We start from the raw sequence: 23,236 nt of genomic DNA, 5'->3' as shown, positions 1-23,236 counted from the left end.
TTCAGGATGCTACAGCGCCTGCGGGTGCCAGACCCGCTCGCCGGAAGCCGTCGGTTCGGCCGGGGCGTAGTCTGGCCAAGCGAGGCCGGTCGGCGGCATGAAGTCGGCGGGCAGCAGGGCTCCGGTGGGGTCCTCGGCCTTGCGGCGACGGAACTCCTCCCCCGCCTCCGCCAACAGTTCCGGCGACGTCAGCATGTCCACGAAGGTGCCCGCGATAGTCTTGCCGGCCACCTCGATGGTCGGGTCGATGGCGGCGGGGATGCCGCCGAGCGCGTTCATCACCCAGCCGGGGTACGCCCCCTTGCCGGGCGCGGGCTTCAGCGCGGGCCGGGAGATGTAGAAGCGCACGGTCGGGGCGTAGTGCGTCATTTCCACGTAATCGTCGCTGGTCCAGTTCTTCTGCCACGGGGCAAGGTGCTCGCGCAGCGCCTCCTCGGCGTCCTGCGGCGAGATCAGCGATTCGCACTCGTCCAGGAAGGGCTTGTCCATCGGCTCGATCCCCAGACCGGACTGGATCTGCTGCGCGGCGGCCACGGCGTCGTCGTTATAAGAAGGCGCGCCCACCTCTTCAAGGTTGTTGTACAGCGCCTGCGCCAGCACGTGGTTGGTGATGCCGGGGCGGTTTCGGGCCACCCAGGTGGTCTCCACCCGGCAGTGCGCCATCGCGGCGGCGTGCTCGGCGTTGCGGTCCAGCACGGCCAGGACGTGCTCGGCCATCTCCAGCGTGGCGCAGCGCCAGGAGTACTGGATCTGCGCAATCCGCGCCGGCAGGTTGTCCGCCGTCGCCTGCCCGGAGCCGAGGATCGCGTCCGACAGGCTCCAGCCGCCGAAGCTGGGCAGCATGGCGTCCTGCATCACCCGCGAACTGGTGTACATCTGCATCAGCGCCACGTTCGCGCCCGGGGCGCGGGCCGCCGAGTGCGACGCCGGGATCGGCGAGTTCGGATTGGCCGAGAGCTGCCAGGTCTCCGGCTCGTCGCAGACGAACGAGTAGACCTTGGAGTAATAGGAGCCGCACTGGGTGTCCCAGCGGGCGGTGTTGCACAGCGGCAGCATGTAGAACGGGTGGAAGCTGGCAATCGCGTCCACGCCGTCGTAGTAGCCGCGCAGGCCGTGCACCACTTTGGAGCCCTGCACCTTCTCGGCCGGTTCGCCGGTATAGCGCAGGGTGCCGGCAATGCCGTGCACCTCCATGGCGTGCTTGGTGCCGAGCAGCCCGGCCAGCGTGGAGATGCCCAGCGCCGAGTGCGGGTCGGTGTGGCCGGGCGCGAAGGCGCTCAGCCCGTCGCGCGGGGTCTCCTCCGTGGACGCGGCCTGGCAGTTGCCCGGCACGGCGTCGTACTCGGCGTAGGTCAGCAGCACCGGGCCGCCGCTCCCCTGCGTCCACTCTGCCTTGAACGCGGTGGGCATCCCGCCGCTTGCCTCTTCCACATCGAAGCCCTCGGCCCGCAACCGCTCCACGTACCAGGCGGCGGAGCGGTATTCGCGCCAAGCCGGCTCCGCGAGCTCCCAAATGTGCCGGTGCCATTCGGACAGCCGGTCCATGTTGGCGTCGATCCACTCCCGGGCCGAGGCCTTGGCTTCGGCGGCGAGGCCTGCGGGGACGGCTGCCGCGGTGGTTTCCTGGGTGGTGCTCACTGGTGTTCCTTTCGGGTGGTGCAAGTTATTGAGGGAGGACGACGGCGGTGCTCAGCCAGGGTGTGAGCAGGCACGTCCTGCCCCGGCTTGGGCACGACGACGTTGTCCACGCAGTAGGGGTGGTGAGCCCGGCTGTCCTTAGAGGAGAGCCCGGGTTAGGAGACGCGGGCCAGGAAGCTGCGCGTCCGTTCATGCTGGGGATGCTGCAGCACGTCGTCGGGCGGTCCCATCTCCACGATGACGCCGTTGTCCATGAAGGCGACGACGTCGGCCACTTCACGCGCAAAGCCCATCTCATGGGTCACCACGATCATGGTTATGCCGGCTCGTGCCAGTTTCTTCATGACCTCCAGCACCTCTCCCACGAGCTCGGGATCCAAGGCCGAGGTAGGTTCGTCGAAAAGCATGACGTCCGGGTCCATGGAGAGGGCACGGGCTATGGCTACGCGCTGTTGCTGGCCGCCGGAAAGCTGGGATGGGAAGTTGCCGGCTTTGTCCGCCAAACCTACCTTGCCCAGCAGATCGCGGGCTTTGGCCTCGGCTTGGGCCCTCGGGGTCTTGAGGAGTTTCAGCGGCCCGTGCATGACGTTTTCGAGGGCAGTCATGTGGCCGAAGAGGTTGAAGTTTTGGAACACCATGCCGATCTTGGAACGGCGTTTGTCGATCTCGGCCTGTCGCGCTTCCACCAGTTGATCGCCTTTGACGTCGTAGCCGATCATGCGGCCGTCGACCAGGATGGCGCCCGCATTGGTCATCTCCAAATGATTGACGCACCGCAGGAGGGTGGACTTGCCGGAACCTGATGGCCCGATCAGGCAGACCACCTGCTGCGGCTGGACCTTGAGGTTGATTCCCTTGAGCACCTCCACGTCACCGAAGCTCTTGTGCACATTGAGGAATTCGACTGTCGCCATCAGCGGGCCGCCTTTCCGGTAACGAGGGAATTGCCTTTGGAATAGCGCTTTTCCAGCTTGCCTTGGAAGTAGGACAGGATGGTTGTCAGCAGGAGGTACCAGATGCTGGCGACGATCAGCAGGGGGATCTGGCGCAGGTTCTGGGCATAAATCTGCTGGGTGTTGTACAGCAGATCGCCCACGCCGATAACGATGACCAGCGACGTGGTTTTGAGCATCGAGATCACGTTGTTTCCGACCGGCGGGATGATGACCTTCATGGCCTGCGGGATGACGACGTACCAGAGCGTGGCCATTTTGCTGAAGCCCATGGATCGGCTGGCCTCGGTCTGGCCCGCGGGTACGCTGAGCAGCCCGGCGCGGACGATCTCCGCCATGTAGGCGCCTTCATTGAGGCCGAGGCCGAGGATGGCCGCGGTCATGAGCGAGATGACGTCGTTGGTGTCCCATTCGACAAAATTCGGGCCAATAAACGGGATCCCGATGCCGATGGTTGGAAAGATCGCCGCGGCGAAGCCCCAGAACAGCAGTTGGACCAGCAGAGGGGTACCGCGGAAGAACCAGACGTAGGCCCCGGCGACACCGGCAATCAGCCAGTTGTCGCTCATCCGCATGACCGCCACGAGCAAACCGACGACGAAGCCGATAAGCATGGCGATGAAGGTCAGCTGCAGTGTAGTCGCCAGCCCGCTGAGGATGCGTGTGTCGAAGAAGTAACGCGCTACCACGTCCCATCCGAAGCCCTGGTTAGTAACCAGCGTTATGGCGGCGATGAGCAGACAGAGTCCGACGACGATGATTGCCACCAGCTGGCCCGGGCGCTTCCGCCGCAGCACGGGCCTGCCGCTGAGTGCGAGATAGTCCACCGCCGGCCCCGGGGAGGCATCTGCCGGATGCTTCTTTGTTCGTTCCGTGCTCATGCCTTTAGACCTGGCCTTTCTTGTACGTCCGGATCACTAGGAGGGGTTGATTTCGGACTTTTCCACCGCTGTGTTGCCCAGGTTCCACGCGTCGAGGATTTCGGCGTAGGTGCCGTCGGCAATTAACGAGTCGATGGCGGCCTTGAAGGCATCGGCCAGTTCCTTGTCCTTCTGGTTGACTACGACTCCTGCCAGCGCCGGTTCGACGAGAATGTCTTCGACGGCCATGAAAACGTCTGGCTGCAACTGGGAGTAGTAGGCAACCAAGGCAACGTCGGCCGCCATTGCGGCGGCGCGGCCGGTGGCCACTGCCTGGTTCACGTTGTCCTGTTGCGGCAGCACCAGCTCGGTGATCTTTTCTTTACCGCTGCTCTTGCATTCCGCTTGGAAGGCCGGCAAGACGTCGAGCGCCTGCGTGGTGCCCGTTTGGGCGGCTATCGTCTTCCCGCAGAGGTCCAGGACGCCCGTTACGTCGTCGGGGTTGTCTTTCTTGACCATGACAGACGTGCCGCTCTGCATGTAACTCACCATGGTGACCAGCTCTTGCCGCTCCGGCGTAATGGAAAAGGCAGCCCATGATGCGTCGTACCGGCCTGCCTGGATGCCGGCGAGAATTCCGTTGAAGTCGCCCTTGTTGATGGTGATGTCCAGCCCCATCTTCTTGGCAACGGCCAGGGCCATGTCCGGTTCGAGGCCGACGATGTTGCCCTCGTCATCGGTGAAGTCGATTGGGGCATAGGTCGGGTCGGTGACCAGGTCCATGGTCCCCCGGTCTTTAAGGTCCTGCGGGACCAATGCGCTGACGGCAGGATCTTCCTGCACCGCTTGGGCTATCTCCTGCCCGCCCTCCCCCAAGGCGGGTCCCGCAGTTGCGCTCGAGCCTTCGCCCTCGGTTGTTGCTGTGCTCTCGGTGTTGGTGCAGCCGGTGACGCCGGCCAGGAGCGAGAGCGCGGCTACCGCTAGGCAGGAATTCCTGTAGATCGTATTCATGGTGTGCCTTCCATCGGCGGAATCAATCGAACAGTGTTGATAACTTCAATATGTTGCACTTATTATTGAAGTGACACAGATCACTGTCAAGGGTTGTTCGGAACCCGCGTGCTGCGGACGGGACCAGTAGAAGTACAGGCAAGAGGAGTGCACCAGTGGCCGGATCCAGAAAGAAGCATGCTGTAACAGAGGAAGAGATTGCAGAACGCCGACTCGCCATCGTCAATCACACGGCTGCCATCATTTCCTCCTGTGGCGTGGACGGCTGTTCCTTTGCGGCGGTTTCCGAAGCCTCGGGCTTCAGCATCGGTATGATCCAGCATTACTTCCGCACAAGGGACCGCCTCATCCTGGCGGCCATCGATCACAGAATCCGCGAATCCGAGGAGGAGTGGCGCGAAATTGCCGCGCACGGAACCAACGCCTTGGCGAAAATTCGGGATCTGTTGACCTTCTCGGTTGAAGGCGACAAATCGTTCGCCGACGCGTGGGGATTCTGGCTCGAGCTGTATGCGGCATCGCATAAGGACTCGGTCATGCGGCGGGAAGTCAATACGCTTCTTGAGCTGTGGCGGAAGTTCTTCTTGGACGTCTTGGAGGAGGCAGCAGCCGAAGGCAGCATCAAACCGGTGCATGAGCCCGAAGACACGGCGCAACTCCTGCTCGCCGTTGTCGACGGCCTCGCTGTCCAGACTGTCAACGGAACCTACGGCAGCAGCCCCGAAAATATGCGCAGGCTCCTCTACCGCTTCGCCTCATCCGAGCTCGGGGTCGATACCTCCAGCTGGGAGACAGCAGCTTCTACCAGGGGCTGACCAGCGCGCCACTACCGATTTCCCGAAAGATCAAAGCCAGCGAAACGAGGAGATTCATGACTACCAGTTCCTTTACGTCTGCAACCGGGGTGTCGGCCCTCTTCGCTGCTCGTGCCTCCGGCTATAAGCCGTCACCGGTGCGTGAGGTCTTCGACCTCTCGATGCAACCGGGGATGATCTCGCTGGCAGGCGGCAATCCGGATCTTAGCGTCCTGCCCCTGGCTGGGATCGCGGACACGGCAGCAGAGCTGCTTCGCACTCAGGGACTGCAGGCCCTCCAGTACGGCGGAGGCGGGGGCACCGAGGAACTCCAGCAGCTGGCTTGTTTGGTCATGCAGGCCGAAGGCAACCCTGCGGATCGAGCGGATGTGCAGATCACCGCGGGATCCCAGATGGCGCTTGAACTACTGGTCAAACTGTTCTGCGATCCCGGCGATGTGGTCCTGGCGGAGGGGCCCACCTACGTGGGCGCCATCAGCGTCTTCGACGGGCTCCAAGCGTCAGTGGCGCACGTGCCCATGGACAGCGACGGTTTAATCCCTGCCGAGCTGGAGCGGAAGATCGGTGAGCTCGCGCTCGAGGACAAGCGCATCAAGTTGCTGTACACCATCCCCAACTTCCATAACCCCTCGGGAGTCACCCTCGCCGCCGAACGGCGGGCCGAGGTGGTGCGCATCTGCAGGGAGGCCGGCATCGCCATCATTGAGGACAATCCCTATGGCATGCTGAGCTTCGATGGCCGGCACCTGCCAAGCCTCCATCAATTGGATCCGGACAACGTGTTCTACCTTGGGTCCTTTTCGAAAATCTTCTCGCCGGGGATTCGCCTGGGATGGGCAGTGGTGCCTGCCGACGTGCGCCGGCAGTTGCAGCTGGCTTCAGAAGCGACCACCATCTGCCCCTCGGTCCTCAGCCAAATGCTCGTTGGGGAGTACCTGACACGGACTGATTGGCGACAAACCCTGGACAACGCGGTGGGTCTCTACCGCGACCGGTGCGCCGCGGCGATGGAAGCTTTGGCCGATTTCATGCCCGCCGGCACTAACTGGACGGTGCCTGCGGGTGGCTTTTTCACGTGGGTGACCCTGCCGCATGGCATTTCCGGCGAGGAGGTCATGGTTCGAGCGGTCGCTCACCAGGTTGTTTTTGTTCCGGGCAGCGCCTTCTATTCGGACGGGTCGGGTGACAACCAGTTGCGAATAGCGTTTTCGTTCGAGACACCGGAACGGCTGCGCGAGGCGATTCGCCGCTTGGGTGTCGCCATCAAGGAATGTCTGTGAGGGCGTCGGCATGACCACTATGGAGACGTACAAAGAGCGTGCTGAGTCGGCACTCAACCAGCGGTTGGATCGGATTGTGGACTTCAGTCACCGGCTGCACGGGAACCCGGAGCTCGGCCTCGAAGAAACAAAGGCCTCGGCCTGGCTGGTTGACGAGCTGGAAGCGATCGCCCAGGCACGCGTGCTGCATGGCCTGGGCGAACTACCGACAGCAGTCCGGGCCGAATCGGGCGCAGGAGAGCTCGTTCTCACCATCTGCGCCGAGTATGACGCGTTGCCCGGCATCGGCCACGCCTGCGGACACAACATCATCGCAGCGGCAGCACTGGGAGCGTTCACGGCGCTCGCCCCGCTGGCGGACGAGCTCGGCATCACCGTCCGGCTGCTCGGAACGCCCGCTGAAGAGACCGTGGGTGGCAAGATCATCCTGCTAAACCAAGGCGACTTCGACGGCACCCATGCTGCCATGATGGTTCACCCGTACGGACAGGATGAGTTGGCGATGCGGCCGTACGCGTGTTCCGGGTACATGGCTACGTTCAGCGGACGAAGCGCCCATGCCTCGGCGGCGCCCTACGACGGCATCAACGCGCTCGACGCCATGACCATCGCCCTCACGGCGATAGGCCTCGCCCGACAGCAGTTGCAGCCGAACCAACAAATGCACGGCTACGTCGTCAACGCCGGTTCGGCGCCGAATGTCATCCCGGACACGGCTACCGGGGAATGGATGGTCCGTGCCGAGTCGATGGCGTCCCTGCGACAGGTAACCGAGGTTTTGCACCGGTGCCTCGAGGCAGGAGCGGTGGCAACGGGGAGTCGGCTAACGATTGACCAGGTAGGTCACGACTTCGCCAGCCTGCAGACCGACGACGGCCTGGCCGGTCTGTACCGCGCCAATGCCAGGATGCTGGGCCGAAACCCTGGTGAGGCCACTGTCCTGGGCGGGTCGACGGACATGGGAAACGTGTCGCAGTGCTACCCGACGATCCACCCCATGATCGGCCTCGGAGACGGTTGCCCGCCCATTCACAGCGCGGAATTCGCGGACTTTGCCGCATCCCGGGCGGGAGATCAGGCCGTGCGCGACGGCGCCCTCGCTATGGCCTGGACCTGCATCGACCTGGCCACGGACGCGGACCAGCGGCACCGTCTTCTCACGCGCTCGGCCATGGGAGACATCGGCGGGCGGTAGAGGCTGCGTCGCAACGAACCAGCGCCGCATCCCTCCGCCAACCTAATCGAGGACGGCGCCCGGCCTGCCGATGCAGACCGGGCGCCGTCCCGTTGTAGCTAGCGTGCTTGGTGCCCTACCCGGCCGCCGAGGCGAGGGACGGGGCAGCCGCGGCGATCGGGGTCTCTGGCTGCCGGCCCTGCAGGCAGGCGATGATGTTCCGGGCCGGCAGCGCCACGTATTCGCGCAGCGAGACGTTGCTGCGGTACGCCGCGTGGGGCGTGACGATCGCCGACGGGTGGACGACCAGCTGGTGGTCCGCCGGGGCCGGTTCCTCCGTCAACACGTCCAGCATGGCCCCGGCGATGTGACCGGAGTCCAGGGCGGCGCACAGCGCCTGTTCGTCGACGAGGGCGCCGCGCGACACGTTCACCACATAGCTGCCCGCCGGCAGGACGGCGAGGTTATCGGCGTCGAGCAGGTTCCGGGTTTCCTCCGTGAGCGGGGTGTGCAGGCTGACCACGTTCGACGCCGCCAGGACCTCGGCGAGCTCGCCGCGGCGTACGTCCGCCGGCCAGGCGTCGTCGGGGACGAAGGGGTCGTAGGCGATGACGGACCCGAAGACCGGGGCCGCCAGGCCCGCCAGGTACTGCGCGATGCGCCCGAACCCGACGAGTCCCAGGGTCAGCTCGCTGATCCGCGGCGGCACCGGGATCCCCTCCCCCGTCCAGTCCCCGCGACGGGTTGCGGCCTGGGAGCGCGGGAGCTCGCGGATGAGCGAGAGCATGCCGGCGAAGGCGTGCGTGGCCACGTCGCGGGTGGCCACCGAGGGCACGTTGCACACCGTGATGTTCCGGGCGGCCGCGGCCTCCAGGTCCACCATGTCGAAGCCAGCCGACATGGTGGCCACGACCTTGAGGTTCGGCATGGCGGCGATCATCTCGGCGTCCAAGGTGGCGTAGCCGAGGATGATCCCCTCGCAGCCCTGCGCGGCGTGGAGGATGGCGCCGCGGTCCCGGGTGTTCAGGTAGCGCCCCTCGATGCCGGCCTCGGCCAGCAGCTCCAGGGCAACCGTGTAGTCGAGGTCCTCGGCGTCGGTGATTAGGACCCGCGCCGTCATGCCTGCTCCTCCTGCTTGAATAGCTGCGCGGGCACATGGATCAGCTGGACTCCGCCGTCGGCCAGGGCCTGGCGGATGGCCGGGGCCAACTCGGCGGCGTCGTGGATCCGCCGGCCGGTACCGCCGAAGGCGGTGGCCAGCGCGGCCCAGTCGGGCTGCACGAGCTCCACGCCGACGGGCTCGATGCCGCGGTCCAGCTCGTTCTGGCGGATCTCGCCGTAGCCGCCGTTGTCGGCGCACACCACCACCAGGTCAAGGCGCTGTTCGACGGCGGTGACGAGTTCCTGCACCGCGAACATCAGCGCGCCGTCGCCCACCACGCAGACCACGGGACGGTCCGGCGCGCCGATGCGGGCGCCGATGGAAGCGGGCAGCCCGTACCCGAGCGTGGCGTAGGCCGGAGTGTAGAGCAGCGAGTGCGGCCGGTCCTGCGGCACGAAGCTCGCCGTCCCCAGGTACGTGGCCTGGGAGGAGTCGCCGCCGATGATGGTCGACGCCGGCACGGCGGCCGCCACCTGTTCTGCCAGCGCGGCGAACTCCGGGGACAGCGCCCGGGCCTCGTCCCGCAGTTCGGTGCGCAGCGGCGCAAGGTCGGGGGCCGGGACGGCCTCATGTCCCTCGAGCCCGGCCAGCAACTGGGGCACGACGGCGGCGCTGTCACCCACCAGCCCGATGTCCGCCGCCACGTTCTTGTTCAGCTGCGTTTCCAGGATGTCCACCCGGACCACGGTTCCGCGCGGCTGCAGCGCGTTGAACCAGAGTTCGGCCTCGCCGATCTTGGAGCCGATCACCAGCAGCACATCGGCGTCCTCGCACAACCGCTGCGCGGGATCGAGGCGGATGTCGGAGCCGAGCGCCAGCGGGTGCGACTCGGGGATAGCGCCCTTGCCGTTGAGCGTGGTCAGGACCGGGGCCTGCAGCGTCTCGGCGAGAGCCAGCAGGCTCTTGCCGGCGCGCAGCGAGCCGCCGCCGGCCAGGATGACCGGACGCTGCGCAGAGCGCAGGGCGCCCACCGCGGCCTCCACCGCGGCGGCGTCGGCGGCCCGCGGCGCCGGGGCCTCGGCAGCGCGGAGCAGGTCCTCCGGCGCGTCCGAGGGTCCCTCGAGCACATTGAGCGGGATCTCGATGTGCACCGGGCGGGGCCGGGAGGAGCGGAAGAGTTCGAAGGCGTCGTGGATACCCTGGACCGCCTCGGTGGCGGAGGTAACCCGGCGCGACCACTCGACGATGGCGCCGACGGCGGCCGTGGCGTCCTTCGTCTCGTGCAGCGAGCCGATGTCGGCGAACTCTTCGCCCTCGGGCACGCCCGGGGACAGGATGATCAGCGGCCGGGACTCGCAATAGGCGGTGCCCGCGGCGGAGAGCGCATTGAGCAGGCCGGGCCCCGACGTCGTAATAACGACGCCGGGCAGGCCGGTCTGCTGTGCCCAGCCGTCGGCGGCGTAGCCGGCGCCCTGTTCGTGCCGCGTGGTCACCGGGCGGATGCCCAGCGGGGCCAGGTGGCGGTAGAACTCCAGGTTGTGGGTGCCGGGGATGCCGAAGATGGTGTCGATGCCGTAGTTCCGCAGGACCGTCATGACGGCCAGGCCGGCGTTATCGGCGACGACGCCCTCGGGCAGCGTGACGGTGGGTGTTGCGGTCGGGTTGTGCTCAGACATGCTGGACCTCCGCGTTGAGTCGGGCAGGGCGGTCGGCGGTGAAGCGCTGGATGCCGTCCACCCAGGTTTCCAGGACCGAGATCTGGGCGATCTCGGCGGCGTCGACAGCCAGCGGGTCGGCGGCGAGGACCACGAAGTCGGCTCGCTTGCCCGCGGTCAGCGACCCGAGGTCGTCCTCGCGGCCCAGTGTATAGGCGGCGTTGATCGTGTGCGCCGCCAGCGCCTGGCGCGCCGTGATGAGCAGCGAGTCCGAACCGAGCCGGACGCCGGAGCGGGTGATCCGGTTGGTGGCGGCCTGGATGGCTTCCAGCGGCCGGGGCTCGGCCACGGGGGCGTCGGAGCTGATGGTCACCGGCACGCCGGCCGCCGCGAACTCGCCCAGCGGGTTGAACCGCTCGCCCGGGGTGCCGACGGCTTCCTTCACGCCCTCGCCCCAGTTGTAGTAGTGCTGCGGCTGGTTCACCGGGTGGATGCCGGCGGCGGCCATCCGGTCGATCTGCTCCAGCGTGGGCAGCCCGCAGTGCTCGATCCGGTGCCGGGCATCGGTGTCGGGACGTTCCGCCTGCGCGGCCTCGATGGCGGAGATGACCATCTCCAGCGCCGTCGGGGACTGCGCGTGCGTGGCGGTCTGCAGGCCCAGCCGGTGCGCCTTGGAGATCAGCGCCGCGTAGTCCGCCGGGTCGTGGTAGAGCTGCCCGGTGCGGCAGGGGTCGCCCACGTAGCCGTCCGGGAAGTACGCGGTCCAGCCGCCCAGCGTGCCGTCGGCGTAGAACTTGAAGCCGGCGAAGCTGAGCCGCGCGTTGCCGAACTGGCCGTGCAGGCCCATCTCCGCGGCCTCGTCCAGCAGGTGCGAGAGCAGGTACATGCTGACCCGGACCTTGAGCTGGTTTCCCTCGGCCATGCGCAGGTACATGTCGAACTCGCGCCGGGACACCTGGGCGTCGCCGATGGTGGTGACGCCGCCGGCCAGGAAGTTCTCCTGGGCGATCTGCAGCTGGCGCAGGTGCTCGTCCGGGGCGTCGGCCAGGTGGAAGTTCGGGCCGTGGTGGCCGATCTTCACGCCCTCCAGCCCGGTGAGGATGTTGCAGGCGGCGTCGGAAAGCTCGCCGGTCAGCTCACCGGACGCGTCCCGGAAAAACTCGCCGCCGGCCGGGTTGGGGGTGTCCTTGGTGACGCCGTGCAGTTCGAACGTGTAGGAGTTCACCACGCCGCCGTGGCCGGAGGCGTTCATTAGGTAGACCTCGCGGTCGGTGGCGACCTCGTCGAGCTCCTGCCGGGTGGGGTGGCGGCCCTCCGCCAGGTTGGTGTGCTCGTAGCCGAAGCCGCGCACCGGCAGGCCGTTCGGGGTCTCGGCCGCCCGTTCCTTCAGCAGCGCCACGATCTCGGGGATGCTGCCGGCGCGTTCCGGCCCGCAGTCCACCCAGGTCTTCAGCTGCCCGTACATCAGCGGATGCGCGTGCGCGTCGATGAACCCCGGCACGATCGTCGCGCCGCCGGCGTTGTGGACCTTCGGGTCCGGCAGGCCGAGGCCGACGGCGGCGGCGCGGCACTGCGCCTCGGTGCCCACGGCGAGCAGGTGCCCGTCGTGTACCAGCATGGCCTCCGCCGTCGGGCGCTCCTCATCCATCGTGTGGATGGTGGCGGCCGTGATCAGCTGTGGGATGAAGCTGGTTGCGGGGGCGTCGAATGTCTTGAGTTTCCTCACCGGAAGGCCTCCAGGTTGGTGTTGCTGTTGTTCGTGCGTGCGGCGTCGGCGTCAGTGCCAGCGTCTAAGGATTCGTCGTCGTCGCGGTGCTGCGGAGCGATCGCCAGGCAGACGATGCTCAGCACGCCCATGGCGGCGAACATGATCAGCACCGGCCAGATGCTGCCGGTGGCCCCGTACAGGTAGGTCGCGGTCAGCGGCGAGAGGGCCGCCCAGATGGCGTTGGCCATCCCGTAGGCCAGCGAGATGCTGGTGTAACGGGCCTGTGCACGGAACAGCTGGGACAGGATGGTCGCGGTCGGCGCGTAGGTGGCGGTCATGACCAGGCGCATCGCGGCGAAGGCCAGGAAGATCAGCCACTCGGGACCGGTGGACATCAGCAGGAACTGCGGGACGATCAGCACGATCGAGCCCACCAGGCCGACGAACATGACCCGCTTGCGGCCCCACCGGTCGCCCAGCCAGGCGACGCCCAGGGTGCAGATGAGCTCGACCAGGGCGGCGACGGACAGCGCGTTGAGGATCATGGTTTCGTCCAGGCCCACCGACGGGTCGGTGCCGTAGGCGGTGGCGAAGGTGGTGGCCAGATAGTAGCCGCCGGTGGAGATGGGCAGCAGGCCGATGCCGATCAGGATCGGCTTCCAGTTGGTGACCAGCGCGTGCTTCAGCGGCAGGGTCTGAACCTTGCCTTCGACCTTCTCCTCGAAGACCGGGGATTCCTCCACCCGGTAGCGGACCCAGAAGCCCACGCCGATCAGCACCACGGAAAGCAGGAACGGAATGCGCCAGCCCCCGTCCACCAGGAACGTCTCGCTGATGCCGGACAGGTAGGCGAAAATCAGCGTGGCGCCGAGCGCGCCGGCCGGGTTGCCCAGCTGCGCGAAGCCGCCGTAGAACGTCTTGTGCTTCTCCGGCGCGTGCTCCACCGCCATCAGCACGGCGCCGCCCCACTCGCCGCCCACGGCCAGGCCCTGCAGTGCGCGGAGCAGCACCAGCAGGACGGCGGCCCAGGCGCCGATGTTCTCGTGCGTGGGCAGCAGGCCCACAAACACGGTGGACAGGCCCATGATCAGCAGCGTGATCACCAACGACGGACGCCGGCCGAACTTGTCGCCGATGTGGCCGAAGATGATGCCGCCCAGCGGGCGCATGAAGAACCCGACCGCGTAGGTGGCGAAGGCGGCGGCGATGCCGGTCATCCGGTCCGCTTCCGGGAAGAAGAGCGGGCCGAACACCAGGGCCGCGGCCGTGGCGTAGATGTAGAAGTCGTACCACTCAATGGCGGTGCCGACGAACGCCGCGAATCCGGCGCGGCGGGCCCGGGCGTGGCTGAACTGCGGCCGGGCTGCTGATGTATGAGACATGGTCTTCCACCTTAAGGTGTGGGCATGAGTGCCGTTGTGATCTCTGCGACTGTAGGGCCTAAATCACAATCCAACAAGAGCAGAAATCTCGCGTTACGTGCCCGCAAATTCACTTCTGCTCTGGTTCTAGCGCATGTTGTTGCGAGAGCGCTTGCAGATGCTTTGAATCTCTGGATAATTGACGACGGCGGTGCTCACTTGGGAGGTTAAGGAAACTTTGGCGGACCACACCGAAATGATCGACACAAAACTCGTCCGCGCCCTTCAAAAGGCGGGCAGGGCAAGTTACCAGGAACTGGCGCGCGAGCTCGGCCTGCCGCGGGCCACGGTGTCGTCCCGGCTGCGCGAGCTGCTGGACACCCGGACGGTCCGGGTGGTGGCAGCGGTGGATCCGGCGTTCCTCGGCCAGCACGTGATCGCGCACGTCTCCGTGGTGGCGTCCGGGCCGGCGCGCAATATCGCCAAGCTGCTGGCCGACTGGCCGGAGGCCGTGTTGGTCTCCGCAGTCGGCGGCACCCACGACCTGATCGCCGAGATCCGCGTCGGCACGCATGATGAGCTGCACGCCGTGCTCACCCGGCTCCGTGAGCACCCGGATGTGGCCTACATCGACACCCTGATCTACACCCGCCTGGTGAAGGGCTTTTTCCTCTCGCAGTACGCCGGCGAGGTCACCATCGACCACGTGGACACCCAGTTGATCGAGATCCTGCAGCAGGACGGCCGGACCAGCTACCGCGACCTCGCCGCCGCCGTGGGGCTCACGCCCACCGCCGTGCGCGCGAGGGTGCAGCGGCTGCTCGACGCCCGGATCATCCGGATTAGCGCGGTAGAGTCCCGGGGCGCCGGCGGCCGGCAGCTCTCTATGGGCGTCGGCCTAAACCTCTCCGGCGACAACGACGCCGTCCTCGAACTCCTGCGCGGCTCATTGCACGTGGAGTTTGTCGCCCAAACCGTCGGCCGCTTCGACGCCATTGCCACCCTCGCCGCCCAGTCCCCCCGCGACCTCCTCGCCCAACTCGAAGAAATCCGCAGCCTCCCCACCGTCAGCCGCACCGACTCCTGGCTCCACCTCGAAGTCGTCAAGGAAGACTACGCGCGCCGGATCTTCTGAGGTACCCCTGAATCAGCGCAATCCCGCCCGACCATAGTGAGTGAACTGGTGGTTTGCATGCTTCATTATCAGCTGCGTCAATTTTCCACTCCCATCGTGCAGCATTACTTAGTAGGCAAGAGTATGGGTAAAAACGGAAACGGGCCAGACGATTCCCTTGAGGCTGGGCATGCGGATGTAGCGCTTTGATCAGGTGGTGGCAGTCCTACAAGACTCAGGGATCAGTTACCCACGCGTGATGTAACCGACATGAGACATTAAGCCTGCCCCTGTTGCTTCCATCTATTTCAAAGGATCGGCCATTTCGCGCTATTAAGGGAACCACCAGTCGAGCGAGAGGCCGATTAGCAGGTCAATATTCAGATCCATATAAGACGAGTCCTAATATGAGGCAGCGCGCCGCTACACTGCATTTGTGAGTGAAAATCAGTTGGGGCAGCGTGCTCGGGTTATTCCGCAGGTCCTAAACGTATGGAGATTGACGTGCAGCAAGATCATTTCAGGGGAAATACGTATGCGGCTTCGTCGGCTTAAGGGGGCTGCAGGTGCGTGACCACTTGGCGACGCTCGCCGTCCTGCTGCGCAGATTCTTGGAGTGTGAACTCCCCGCTCTGGGACCGAACTGGTGGGACCAGGGTGTCCTAGCAAAACTGACGTATCAGCAGCGAGCGTTGAGCGATGAGTATGGCTGGTCTAGCCTGACAGACCTCGATGTAGCGGCAGTGCTCCGGGTCGTTGACCAGAACTGGGACCTTTTTCGACGGAAGAACCTAGTCAAGTGGGACGACCGCAATTGGTTAAAGGAAGCTTCCAGCGTCCGAAACCGCTGGGCTCACGACGCACCTGGTCGGAGGCCGAGCATGGATCGTGTCTACCGCGACCTCGATACACTCGCGCTCCTCGCCAATGCTCTTGACCCGACAAGTACCGAGGCCGAGCAACTGGCGAGTGCCCGCTCGGCAGCACTGGCCGGGCTCGCTCTTGAGTCTTCACCTGCGGCGTCCCCCTCGGCGCCTGGCCCCGCATCAACCTCGCTTGCTGACTTCGAGCGGGGAGCCATGATTCGGGTCAAGGCGCGGCCGGAACTGACAGGCGTAATCACCCAAGTCACCACCTCCGGCTCACAGCTCCGACTGACCGTGTTCCATGGGCAGACGATTCAGACCTACTACGAATCACAGGTCGAACTCGTCGAGACGAAGTCTGGCGAGCATCTCGGGGCCGATGAGCTCAAGGCACGGCTTACGGCCGCCCATGTCCTCCATCCGTCAGTGAACAGACTCTACTCGCTCAACACTGGCCGTATCGAGTACGAGCCCTACCAATACCGGCCCGTCATGAAGCTGATCAACGCCGACCGCCCGCGCCTTCTGATTGCAGACGATGTCGGCGTCGGCAAGACGATCGAGGCCGGCCTGATTATAAAGGAGCTGCAAGCCCGCCAGCGGCTTGACTCGATTCTGGTGATCTGCCCCAAACCGCTGGTCGTAGAAAACAAGTGGCGGAGCGAGTTAAAGCGGTTTGGCGAGGACTTCGCACATCTCGACAGCGCGACACTGCGCCATTGCATCGATGAGACCAGGGCTGAGGGCCGATGGCCCGCGCGATACCGGAAAGCGATACTCCCCTACTCGTTACTTGACGAGAAGCTCCTCCTCGGCGATGACACAGGGCGCAGGCCTCGACCAGGACTGGTCTCACTCCTACCGCCAGTTAAGTTCGACTTAGTGATCGTTGACGAGGCGCACCACGTTCGCAACAGCGACACGTGGAGTCACCGCGTCGTCAAGCATTTTCTCGATCACACGGAAGCGGGAGTGCTCATCTCGGCGACACCGATCCAGACAGGCAGTGAGGATCTCCGCACCCTCCTGCGCCTGCTCCGGCCCGACACGTTCGTCGACAACCAGACGTTCGACTTAATGCGCGAGCCCAACGCTCATCTCGCTGACGTCGAGAGCGCAGTCAGAATCGCGGGGGACGCCTGGCAGAAGACAGCGCTAGATGCCTTAGCGGGGGCGCTTGAGACCCCATGGGGCAGTCGGGTACTGCGCACGAACTTTCGAACACAGGAGATCCGCGACCTCCTCGACCAGGAACACGTCGCGGATCACGAACGCGTTAAAGCTCTACGACTGGCACAGTCACTCAACACGTTTTCTGGTCTCATCAACCGCACCCGCCGTCGAGACATTGGCTCCTTCACGACACGTAAGTCTGAAACGTTCGAAGTCGACTTCACCCCCGATCAGGCATCAATCCATGAGGACCTGCTTGACCTTGCCGGCCGCATCTCGACAAGCAAAGGTCAGGGCCAGTCCCTCGACTTCGTGCTCTCCACTCTGCAGCGACAGGCGGCCAGTTGCCTTAACGGGCTGGCACCCTTCGTCGAGGATCTCCTCCAGCGCAAGCTCACAGCCGAGGAGCTAAGCGAGGCCGATGTCGAGGTAGACGAGTTGGACCCGTCAGTATTGGAGTCATTCGTTGCCGAAATCAAAGACATCGCAGACCGTGCCACGGCCCTAAGAGAGGATCCGAAGCTCGATCGGCTCTTGAGCTATGTCGAGGAAAAGAAGCGACTGCACAACAACAAGCTTCTGGTCTTCAGCACCTTCCGCCACACCCTCACCTATCTCTTCGCTTATCTTGCGTCCACGGGGGCAAGGGTAGGACTCGTGCACGGCGGAGTCCGCGACGATGAGCGACGTGATCTCCGGGCTCGCTTCGCCAAGGACAAAGGTGAACCGGATGCCATCGACGTGCTGCTGTCATCCGAAGTTGGCACTGAAGGTTTGGACTACCAGTTCTGCGATGCGTTGGTGAACTACGACCTGCCGTGGAATCCGATGCGTATCGAGCAGCGAATCGGCCGCATTGATCGCCGCGGGCAGCGGAGCGAGTCCATTGCGATCAAGAACCTGGTCGTCAGCGGCACCGTCGATGCAGTCATCTTCGAGCGATGCCTAAAAAGGATCGGCGTGTTCCAGCGGGCTCTCGGTGGCAGCGAAGCCATCCTGGGTGAGCTCACTCGGGAGATTCGGAAGATCGGAGAAGATCTCACGCTCACTGAGCCGGAGCGCGAAGCCCGATTGCAGCAGCTCGCGGACAACAAGATCGGCCGAATCCAGGAGCAGGAAGAACTTGAGGAGCGTGAGAGCGCCCTCTTCGGTCTCCCGTTGAAGAGACTCGACGCCGAGGGCGTAGAGCAGGCTGCCAGCCCGTGGCTCGCCCCTGACCAGCTAGCACGCCTCGTGCAGCGCTACCTACTCGACTGCGGCTACGACCGAGCGGACTCGCTGTTCGAGCGCCCGGTTGCGCTGCTGCGTCCCAACAAGGATGTCCGCTCAACCCTGTACGAGGATGCCCTGACGATCGCACCCGAAAGCGGCTCACAGTGGCAGCGATGGCTGAGCCGCGGGTCAGACCAGTCGCGAAGACTTACCTTCGATCCGAGTCTGGCCGATAGCGACGACATTGAACTCTTGTCGCCAGTTCACGAGTTGGTGCGTGCGGCCGCATCTCACCGGGATGGCTTCGCTCCCGAGACAACAGTGGCCCTGCGGGTGCACTCGAAGGACGTCCCTGCCGGTCGCTACCCACTAGCTGTTCACGCGTGGACCTACCTAGGCGCGCGCGATGACTTCGAGGTGGTTGTGACAACCGGCGATCCGGCATTCTCCAAGGAGATGCAGCGTCTTTTGATCGAGGCCTCGGACTCATATGCACCAGATGGATCGCATGCTGCCGCCGTGGTCGATGAACAGCACTACAAGGCGTGGACTGATTCCAGAGCGACCCACATCGATCGCACTCGTGGGCACGTCGAGAACCAGTTGGCGTCGCTCACTACGACGCACCACGCACGAGTCCAACTCCTGGAGGACCAGATCGCGAACGCGTCTCACGAGAACATTCGCCGGATGCGCGAGTCAGAATTGCGCTCCCTAGAGGAGGACTTTGAAAACCGCAGCAAGAAGCTCGAAATGAGCGTCCAACGTAGCGACGTCACAACTACACTCGTCTGCTCTGGGACCGTCGAGGTCGTCCATGACAATTGAACCCACGTTTGAGAGCATCGCGGCTGCGGGGCGCGGGATAGTCGAGGCCCACAAGAAAAAGAAGGGTTTCGAGGACGGAATCCGCCGTCTGCTCTCCGAGCTGTACCCTGACAATGCCCATTTCATCTACGAGTTGCTTCAGAATGCCGAGGACGCGAATGCGACCGTCGTAGAGTTTGATCTACAAGAATCATGTCTTGAAGTGCACCACAATGGATCACGAGCGTTCTCACTAAAAGATATCGACTCGATCACGAACATCGGTGACTCCACGAAGAAGGATGACCCGACCCAGATTGGAAAGTTCGGGGTCGGTTTTAAGGCCGTCTACTCGTACACCAGCCGACCTGAGATTAGGTCGGGTACGTATTCGTTTGCCATCGAAGACCTCTTCATTAACGAGCGGATCGCCGGCGAGGCCCGGGCAGGTTGGACTAGCTTCCGTTTTCCGTTCGACCGCCAAGAAAAGTCAGCCGACGTTGCCGTTGAAGAAGTGGCGAGGGGGCTCACACAGCTTGACGAGAAGACCTTGCTGTTCCTCAACCACATCGCCACGGTGACCTACACCCTACCCGATGGAACCGTTGGTATCATCGAATGCCGAAATCTCGACGGCCAGATCATCAAGATCCAGAAGTCCGAGGGTGACGATTTCGTCGAGTCCCACTGGTTACGCCTCGTCGGCGGGGCAAGTGTTGAGCACCACGACGCCAACCCACTCTCCGTAGCAGCTGCGTTCCGACTCCAACTCGGCGATCCGGCCAAGCCGAAGCGTGGGAAGCAGAAGGATGGGGAGGTCGCCCAAGGCGCGCCGACTCGGTCAATCATTCCCCTCGATCAGGGTGATGTGTCGATCTACTTCCCCGCTGTAAAGGAGTCGTCTGGCCTAAAGTTCCACATTCATGCACCCTTCGCCTCCACTGTCGCCCGCGACAGCGTTCGGGATGAACCAGACAACGTGCAGCTCGTCGAGGACATCGGAGCGCTTATCGTTGAAGCGTTGCCTTGGCTGTGTGACCAGGGCCTGATTGACGATACTTTTCTTGCCACTCTTCCGAACCATGACGATCCGGTGGGTTACCCCTACCACCTCATCCGGGATGCAGTCATTGAGGCGTTCAACGAACTCGAGATCACCCCGGCGCGCGGAAGTGGATACGCTCCCGCAAGCGCACTCGTCTCCAGCCCCGGCGAGTTTAGAAACTGGCTGGCCGAGGGTGACCTGCCATTCCTTCTGGGGATGTCTGGGATCGAGACCGATCGAACTCCGCGTTGGGTACGCGGCCGAGACGGACGCCCCGGTAAATTCCTTGGAGGGCTGGACACCATCGAATTCAGCTGGGATGAGTTGGAGGAAGCACTGGAGAACGCCATGGACGTCGGTGACCCCGACGATCCATACCTACCGATGTGGCACGACTGGCTGGCAGGGAAGAACGACGCCGCGATCGCAGACCTCTACCAGCTTCTGGGACGCGGATGCTCCACCCACCAGTTGAGCCTGTCCTTGACGTCAATCCCACTTGTTCGACTAACTCGCCGGGGCAAGAACGAGCACGTAAAAGGTCCCAACACATATCTCCCAGCAGGCCGGAGTGACAATGTCCAGGCTCGCGTTCGAACCGAACTCGCGTACTTTGATGACGATGAGGACCAGGCACGCGCGACCAACCTTCAAGCGTTCTACAAGGCAGCTGGCGTCCGTCGCTGGAACGAGTCAGCGCGGATCGAGGCGCGACTGAACGCATACAGGGCACCAAACCTCCCCATCCCGGATGGAGTCAAGATCGCAAAGCACCTCGACGATGTCAGCGCCTTCGTTCGATATGCCCTCTCGAACCGTGAATCTGCACGACGACTCTTCGAAAAAGTGCCGTTCCTCGCCTCGCCTAAGCCCGACGGCTCAGTAGCGTGGATTTCCCCAGGCGAGAGCTACCTCGACTTGCCTTATCGGACAACAGGACTCTCGTCTCTATACAAGCCCACCGCACAATTTGCCTACAACAGCAAGAAACATCCAGTGGCCAGTTACTATCTGGAGATCGACGGTTTCGAGGATTTCCTCAATCTCGCGGGTTCCACCGTGGGTATTGAAATCACCCGCAGCGATGTGTTCCGAAATCCACAGCTGAAACAAGAATGGTGGATCAACAACCGCCACAGTGCTTACACCGAGAAGGTCGACTGGGACATCAAGAGGCTCGACGCGATCATCAAGTCAGGAGACCACGACCTGATACATACTCTCTGGCTATCCATCCGAGACGCAAAACCAGAGAAGGCTAGAGCCGTGTACCGGGCGAACAACAGTACGCACCGCTACGCATTCGACTCTCAGCTGGCGCAAAAACTGAAGTCCAAAGCTTGGGTGCTTGATAGGAACGGCGACTTACGGTTTACTAGAGAATTAACGGCTGATGACCTGGCTGACGATTGGGAATGGCCAGGCGCAAACTCGCTCGTGCACAAGCTCGACTTCGGTGCGGATGCGACTATACGCCGCCAGAAGGCTGAAGGCGTCAGCAACTTTCTTAGGGACGAAGGCCTCGACGACGACGGCATCGATGTCCTGCGTGAGGCCAAAGAGGCAGGGCTGACGACGTCCGAACTTCGAGACCTCATCCGTGAGCGAGCGACGTCCCGCCGCTTCCCCGTAGCGTCCTCCGACGACCCGAAACGACGGTCAGCGGTGGCCGCTCAAGACGCGCTCTTCGCTCCGGATCACCAGACCGCATCACGGCTGCGCAGCGTCGTCGACGGGCAAGGTCAGGCCGCTGCCGAGTCCAAGAGCTATCTACGGGGGCATTACATGACTGATGAGGGTGAGATGTTTTGCCAAGCATGCCATAAGCCCCTCCCTTTTAAAGTCGGCGGCCAGTGGTACTTCGAATCCGTCCGCTTCGTAAACGCGCTCAAGCAAGTGCACACGGCCAATGCCTTGGCGCTTTGCCCGCTGTGCGCGGCGCTCTACAAGTACGCACGCGAAACGAGGAATGACACACTTCTAGATACACTGGCGAATCTGGAGGTCGAAAAAGGCCAAGGCGGCGTCGAGATTGCCCTGGTTCTAAACGGCAAGCCCGTCAAGATCCGCTTCACCGGCAAGCACGCGATCGATCTTCAATCGGCGCTCGGTGTGGCCGGCGACGAGCGTATGTAAGTCGCAGACCAAAAGAGATAACCACCTGCACGGAACGACGAAGAACTTGTTGACGCTAAGCGCGCCGAAGTCAGGGCTGCTCACCATTCCGGCGGAGGCGATGCCAACGAGATTCGATGTCTTTCCCCTTGCACAGGGTTGGGCAGAGCTTGGAGCGCAAGCAGGCGGATCGCGGCAAGCAGTTCCTCCGGAGGCCGCGACAGATCCAGCGGGAACTCGGCGATTTCCACCTCGGAGTTCCGTACCTTCCGCACGCGAACCGGCCCGGCGTCGGCGTAGACCAGCCAAGCCCTCGGCACGTCCAACGCTGTGCAGTAGGCCAGCATTTGGTACTGGTCCGCGTTTGGGTAACCGGACCAGGATGACGCCTTGTACTTCGCGTCGAAGACGGCCACCGGCCTCCCGTCAATCACGTGCACGACGTCGGCGAACATCGTTACGCGTGGGCGTCGCGTACCGTCTGCCTCGTCGAGGAAGCATTTGTACTGCGGCTCTGTCCGCCCAGGCACAGCAGTCAAGGCCTCCTTCAGCGCGGTGGCGACGAAGTCTTCGAACACCACCGCCATGTTGACCACAAAAGAGGCAACCCGTTGCCTCCCCGGACCGGCCTCAGCGGACATGTTCCGCAGGATGAGCTCGGCCAAGCGGAGGGCAGGCCGGTAGTGAGCATTCGCCCGCGACTCGCTCCAGACAGGCAGCGGAACCCCAGCTCCCAGCGGTGGCACGCCGTCGAGCTTTGAATCTAAATGCGCCAGCCGCCCTCGTACCGCGGGCGACAGGCGCGGTAATTGGAGCACCCGGTGCAGCGCACCGCGCAGGATCCGGTTCTCGGGGATGTCGATCGTGAACTCGTCGTACGAAACCTCCAGCGGCAGAAGCATGCCGGGCCGACGGGTCATCTGGTCGCTGACACGAATCCTCCCGCGGACTGTTCTTAGTGCATCATCCACGTGGACATATCCGGACAGGGGCCCGCGGCCGAGTGCCCGCTTACCCTGCCGTGCCAGGGATTCTGCGAGCGCGGAGAACAGGTCCGCTTCCTTGGTTGCGTCTACGTTCTCGGGCCGGAACCCTGGATTCTGCGCATAGCCAAGCAGGAACAGCAGCCGGTCCAGCCCCACCTCCGCCTTGGGCCGGACCTCCACCAGCAGCTCGCCAACCTGTACAGCGCCGACACGCCCGGCCGGGAGCACGCGCCAACCACCGCGGATGTCCGCCTTCACCGAGACCAGCCCGCTGCCGTTCAGTAGCGCCGCGGCCCCGCCGTCGAATTCAGCCAGAACGGGCTCCTGCTGGAGCTCATCTAGCACAAGGTGCCGCGTCATC

15 protein-coding genes are annotated in these 23,236 nt (G+C 64.0%); 6 read left to right on the top strand and 9 right to left on the bottom strand.

Features of this window, described 5'->3' with window-relative positions; translation table 11 throughout:
- Window positions 1-9: 9 nt before the first annotated feature.
- The 4 genes from AC5RVV_RS14650 to AC5RVV_RS14635 form a co-directional block, all read right to left on the bottom strand.
- Entirely contained in the window at window positions 10-1,638 is a 1,629-nt protein-coding gene (locus AC5RVV_RS14650) for a zinc-binding metallopeptidase family protein (protein ID WP_494002121.1), read from the bottom strand.
- Window positions 1,639-1,793: 155 nt separating this feature from the next.
- Window positions 1,794-2,552 (bottom strand): amino acid ABC transporter ATP-binding protein, encoded by a 759-nt coding sequence (locus AC5RVV_RS14645; RefSeq protein ID WP_494002120.1) that lies wholly within the window; start codon window positions 2,550-2,552, stop codon window positions 1,794-1,796.
- Complete coding sequence (locus AC5RVV_RS14640; protein ID WP_494002119.1) at window positions 2,552-3,472, bottom strand: amino acid ABC transporter permease; 921 nt, start codon at window positions 3,470-3,472, stop codon at window positions 2,552-2,554. The genes AC5RVV_RS14645 and AC5RVV_RS14640 overlap by 1 nt, the downstream gene beginning before the upstream one ends.
- A 36-nt stretch (window positions 3,473-3,508) precedes the next feature.
- Window positions 3,509-4,462 carry an ABC transporter substrate-binding protein gene (locus AC5RVV_RS14635; protein ID WP_494002118.1) on the bottom strand — a complete coding sequence of 318 codons (954 nt, stop codon included), beginning with the start codon at window positions 4,460-4,462 and terminating at the stop codon, window positions 3,509-3,511.
- 155 nt (window positions 4,463-4,617) lie between these two features.
- On the opposite strand from AC5RVV_RS14635, the gene AC5RVV_RS14630 reads away from it, so the two are divergent.
- Genes AC5RVV_RS14630 through AC5RVV_RS14620 form a run of 3 tightly spaced genes read left to right on the top strand, consistent with a single transcriptional unit; the run spans window position 4,618 to window position 7,752 of the window.
- Window positions 4,618-5,277, top strand: a complete 660-nt coding sequence (locus tag AC5RVV_RS14630; RefSeq protein WP_494002117.1) for a TetR/AcrR family transcriptional regulator — start codon at window positions 4,618-4,620, stop codon at window positions 5,275-5,277.
- Between the two features lie 56 nt (window positions 5,278-5,333).
- Window positions 5,334-6,557: an aminotransferase-like domain-containing protein gene (locus tag AC5RVV_RS14625; protein WP_494002116.1), complete on the top strand. Its 1,224-nt coding sequence runs from the start codon at window positions 5,334-5,336 to the stop codon at window positions 6,555-6,557.
- Between the two features lie 10 nt (window positions 6,558-6,567).
- Window positions 6,568-7,752 carry a M20 family metallopeptidase gene (locus AC5RVV_RS14620; RefSeq protein ID WP_494002115.1) on the top strand — a complete coding sequence of 395 codons (1,185 nt, stop codon included), beginning with the start codon at window positions 6,568-6,570 and terminating at the stop codon, window positions 7,750-7,752.
- A gap of 115 nt (window positions 7,753-7,867) precedes the next feature.
- Here AC5RVV_RS14620 and AC5RVV_RS14615 read toward each other — a convergent pair whose 3' ends face one another.
- The 4 genes from AC5RVV_RS14615 to AC5RVV_RS14600 are packed head-to-tail and all read right to left on the bottom strand — an operon-like array spanning window position 7,868 to window position 13,578.
- Window positions 7,868-8,851: a C-terminal binding protein gene (locus AC5RVV_RS14615; RefSeq protein WP_494002114.1), complete on the bottom strand. Its 984-nt coding sequence runs from the start codon at window positions 8,849-8,851 to the stop codon at window positions 7,868-7,870.
- A complete protein-coding gene (locus AC5RVV_RS14610; protein ID WP_494002113.1) occupies window positions 8,848-10,509 on the bottom strand; it encodes a thiamine pyrophosphate-binding protein in 1,662 nt (553 codons plus the stop codon). The genes AC5RVV_RS14615 and AC5RVV_RS14610 overlap by 4 nt, the downstream gene beginning before the upstream one ends.
- On the bottom strand, window positions 10,502-12,214 hold the full coding sequence (locus tag AC5RVV_RS14605; RefSeq protein ID WP_494002112.1) for an amidohydrolase: 1,713 nt from the start codon (window positions 12,212-12,214) through the stop codon (window positions 10,502-10,504). Before AC5RVV_RS14605 ends, AC5RVV_RS14610 begins: the two co-directional genes overlap by 8 nt.
- Window positions 12,211-13,578, bottom strand: coding sequence for an MFS transporter (locus AC5RVV_RS14600; RefSeq protein WP_494002111.1), 1,368 nt, complete (start codon window positions 13,576-13,578; stop codon window positions 12,211-12,213). Before AC5RVV_RS14600 ends, AC5RVV_RS14605 begins: the two co-directional genes overlap by 4 nt.
- A 217-nt stretch (window positions 13,579-13,795) precedes the next feature.
- Here AC5RVV_RS14600 and AC5RVV_RS14595 point away from each other — a divergent pair, with 217 nt between their 5' ends.
- The 3 genes from AC5RVV_RS14595 (at window position 13,796) to AC5RVV_RS14585 (ending at window position 21,910) form a co-directional block, all read left to right on the top strand.
- Complete coding sequence (locus AC5RVV_RS14595; protein WP_494002110.1) at window positions 13,796-14,692, top strand: Lrp/AsnC family transcriptional regulator; 897 nt, start codon at window positions 13,796-13,798, stop codon at window positions 14,690-14,692.
- 545 nt (window positions 14,693-15,237) lie between these two features.
- Entirely contained in the window at window positions 15,238-18,750 is a 3,513-nt protein-coding gene (locus AC5RVV_RS14590) for an SNF2-related protein (protein WP_494002109.1), read from the top strand.
- Window positions 18,740-21,910, top strand: a complete 3,171-nt coding sequence (locus tag AC5RVV_RS14585; RefSeq protein ID WP_494002108.1) for a sacsin N-terminal ATP-binding-like domain-containing protein — start codon at window positions 18,740-18,742, stop codon at window positions 21,908-21,910. Before AC5RVV_RS14590 ends, AC5RVV_RS14585 begins: the two co-directional genes overlap by 11 nt.
- A gap of 80 nt (window positions 21,911-21,990) precedes the next feature.
- On the opposite strand, the gene AC5RVV_RS14580 is transcribed toward AC5RVV_RS14585, so the two are convergent.
- Complete coding sequence (locus AC5RVV_RS14580; RefSeq protein WP_494002107.1) at window positions 21,991-23,235, bottom strand: McrC family protein; 1,245 nt, start codon at window positions 23,233-23,235, stop codon at window positions 21,991-21,993.
- Between the last annotated feature and the right edge of the window lies 1 nt (window position 23,236).

It is taken from the genome of Arthrobacter sp. MDT2-34-1 (assembly GCF_059091365.1).
This window is presented reverse-complemented; position numbering and strand designations above follow the sequence as displayed.

Excerpts from the sequence above, each read along its gene's own strand:
- AC5RVV_RS14645 (WP_494002120.1), bottom strand. The coding sequence starts at position 2,552 with ATGGCGACAGTCGAATTCCTCAATGTGCACAAGAGCTTCGGTGACGTG.
- AC5RVV_RS14640 (WP_494002119.1), bottom strand. The coding sequence starts at position 3,472 with ATGAGCACGGAACGAACAAAGAAGCATCCGGCAGATGCCTCCCCGGGG.
- AC5RVV_RS14635 (WP_494002118.1), bottom strand. The coding sequence starts at position 4,462 with ATGAATACGATCTACAGGAATTCCTGCCTAGCGGTAGCCGCGCTCTCG.
- AC5RVV_RS14625 (WP_494002116.1), top strand. The coding sequence starts at position 5,334 with ATGACTACCAGTTCCTTTACGTCTGCAACCGGGGTGTCGGCCCTCTTC.
- AC5RVV_RS14620 (WP_494002115.1), top strand. The coding sequence starts at position 6,568 with ATGACCACTATGGAGACGTACAAAGAGCGTGCTGAGTCGGCACTCAAC.
- AC5RVV_RS14615 (WP_494002114.1), bottom strand. The coding sequence starts at position 8,851 with ATGACGGCGCGGGTCCTAATCACCGACGCCGAGGACCTCGACTACACG.
- AC5RVV_RS14610 (WP_494002113.1), bottom strand. The coding sequence starts at position 10,509 with ATGTCTGAGCACAACCCGACCGCAACACCCACCGTCACGCTGCCCGAG.
- AC5RVV_RS14600 (WP_494002111.1), bottom strand. The coding sequence starts at position 13,578 with ATGTCTCATACATCAGCAGCCCGGCCGCAGTTCAGCCACGCCCGGGCC.
- AC5RVV_RS14585 (WP_494002108.1), top strand. The coding sequence starts at position 18,740 with ATGACAATTGAACCCACGTTTGAGAGCATCGCGGCTGCGGGGCGCGGG.
- AC5RVV_RS14580 (WP_494002107.1), bottom strand. The coding sequence starts at position 23,235 with ATGACGCGGCACCTTGTGCTAGATGAGCTCCAGCAGGAGCCCGTTCTG.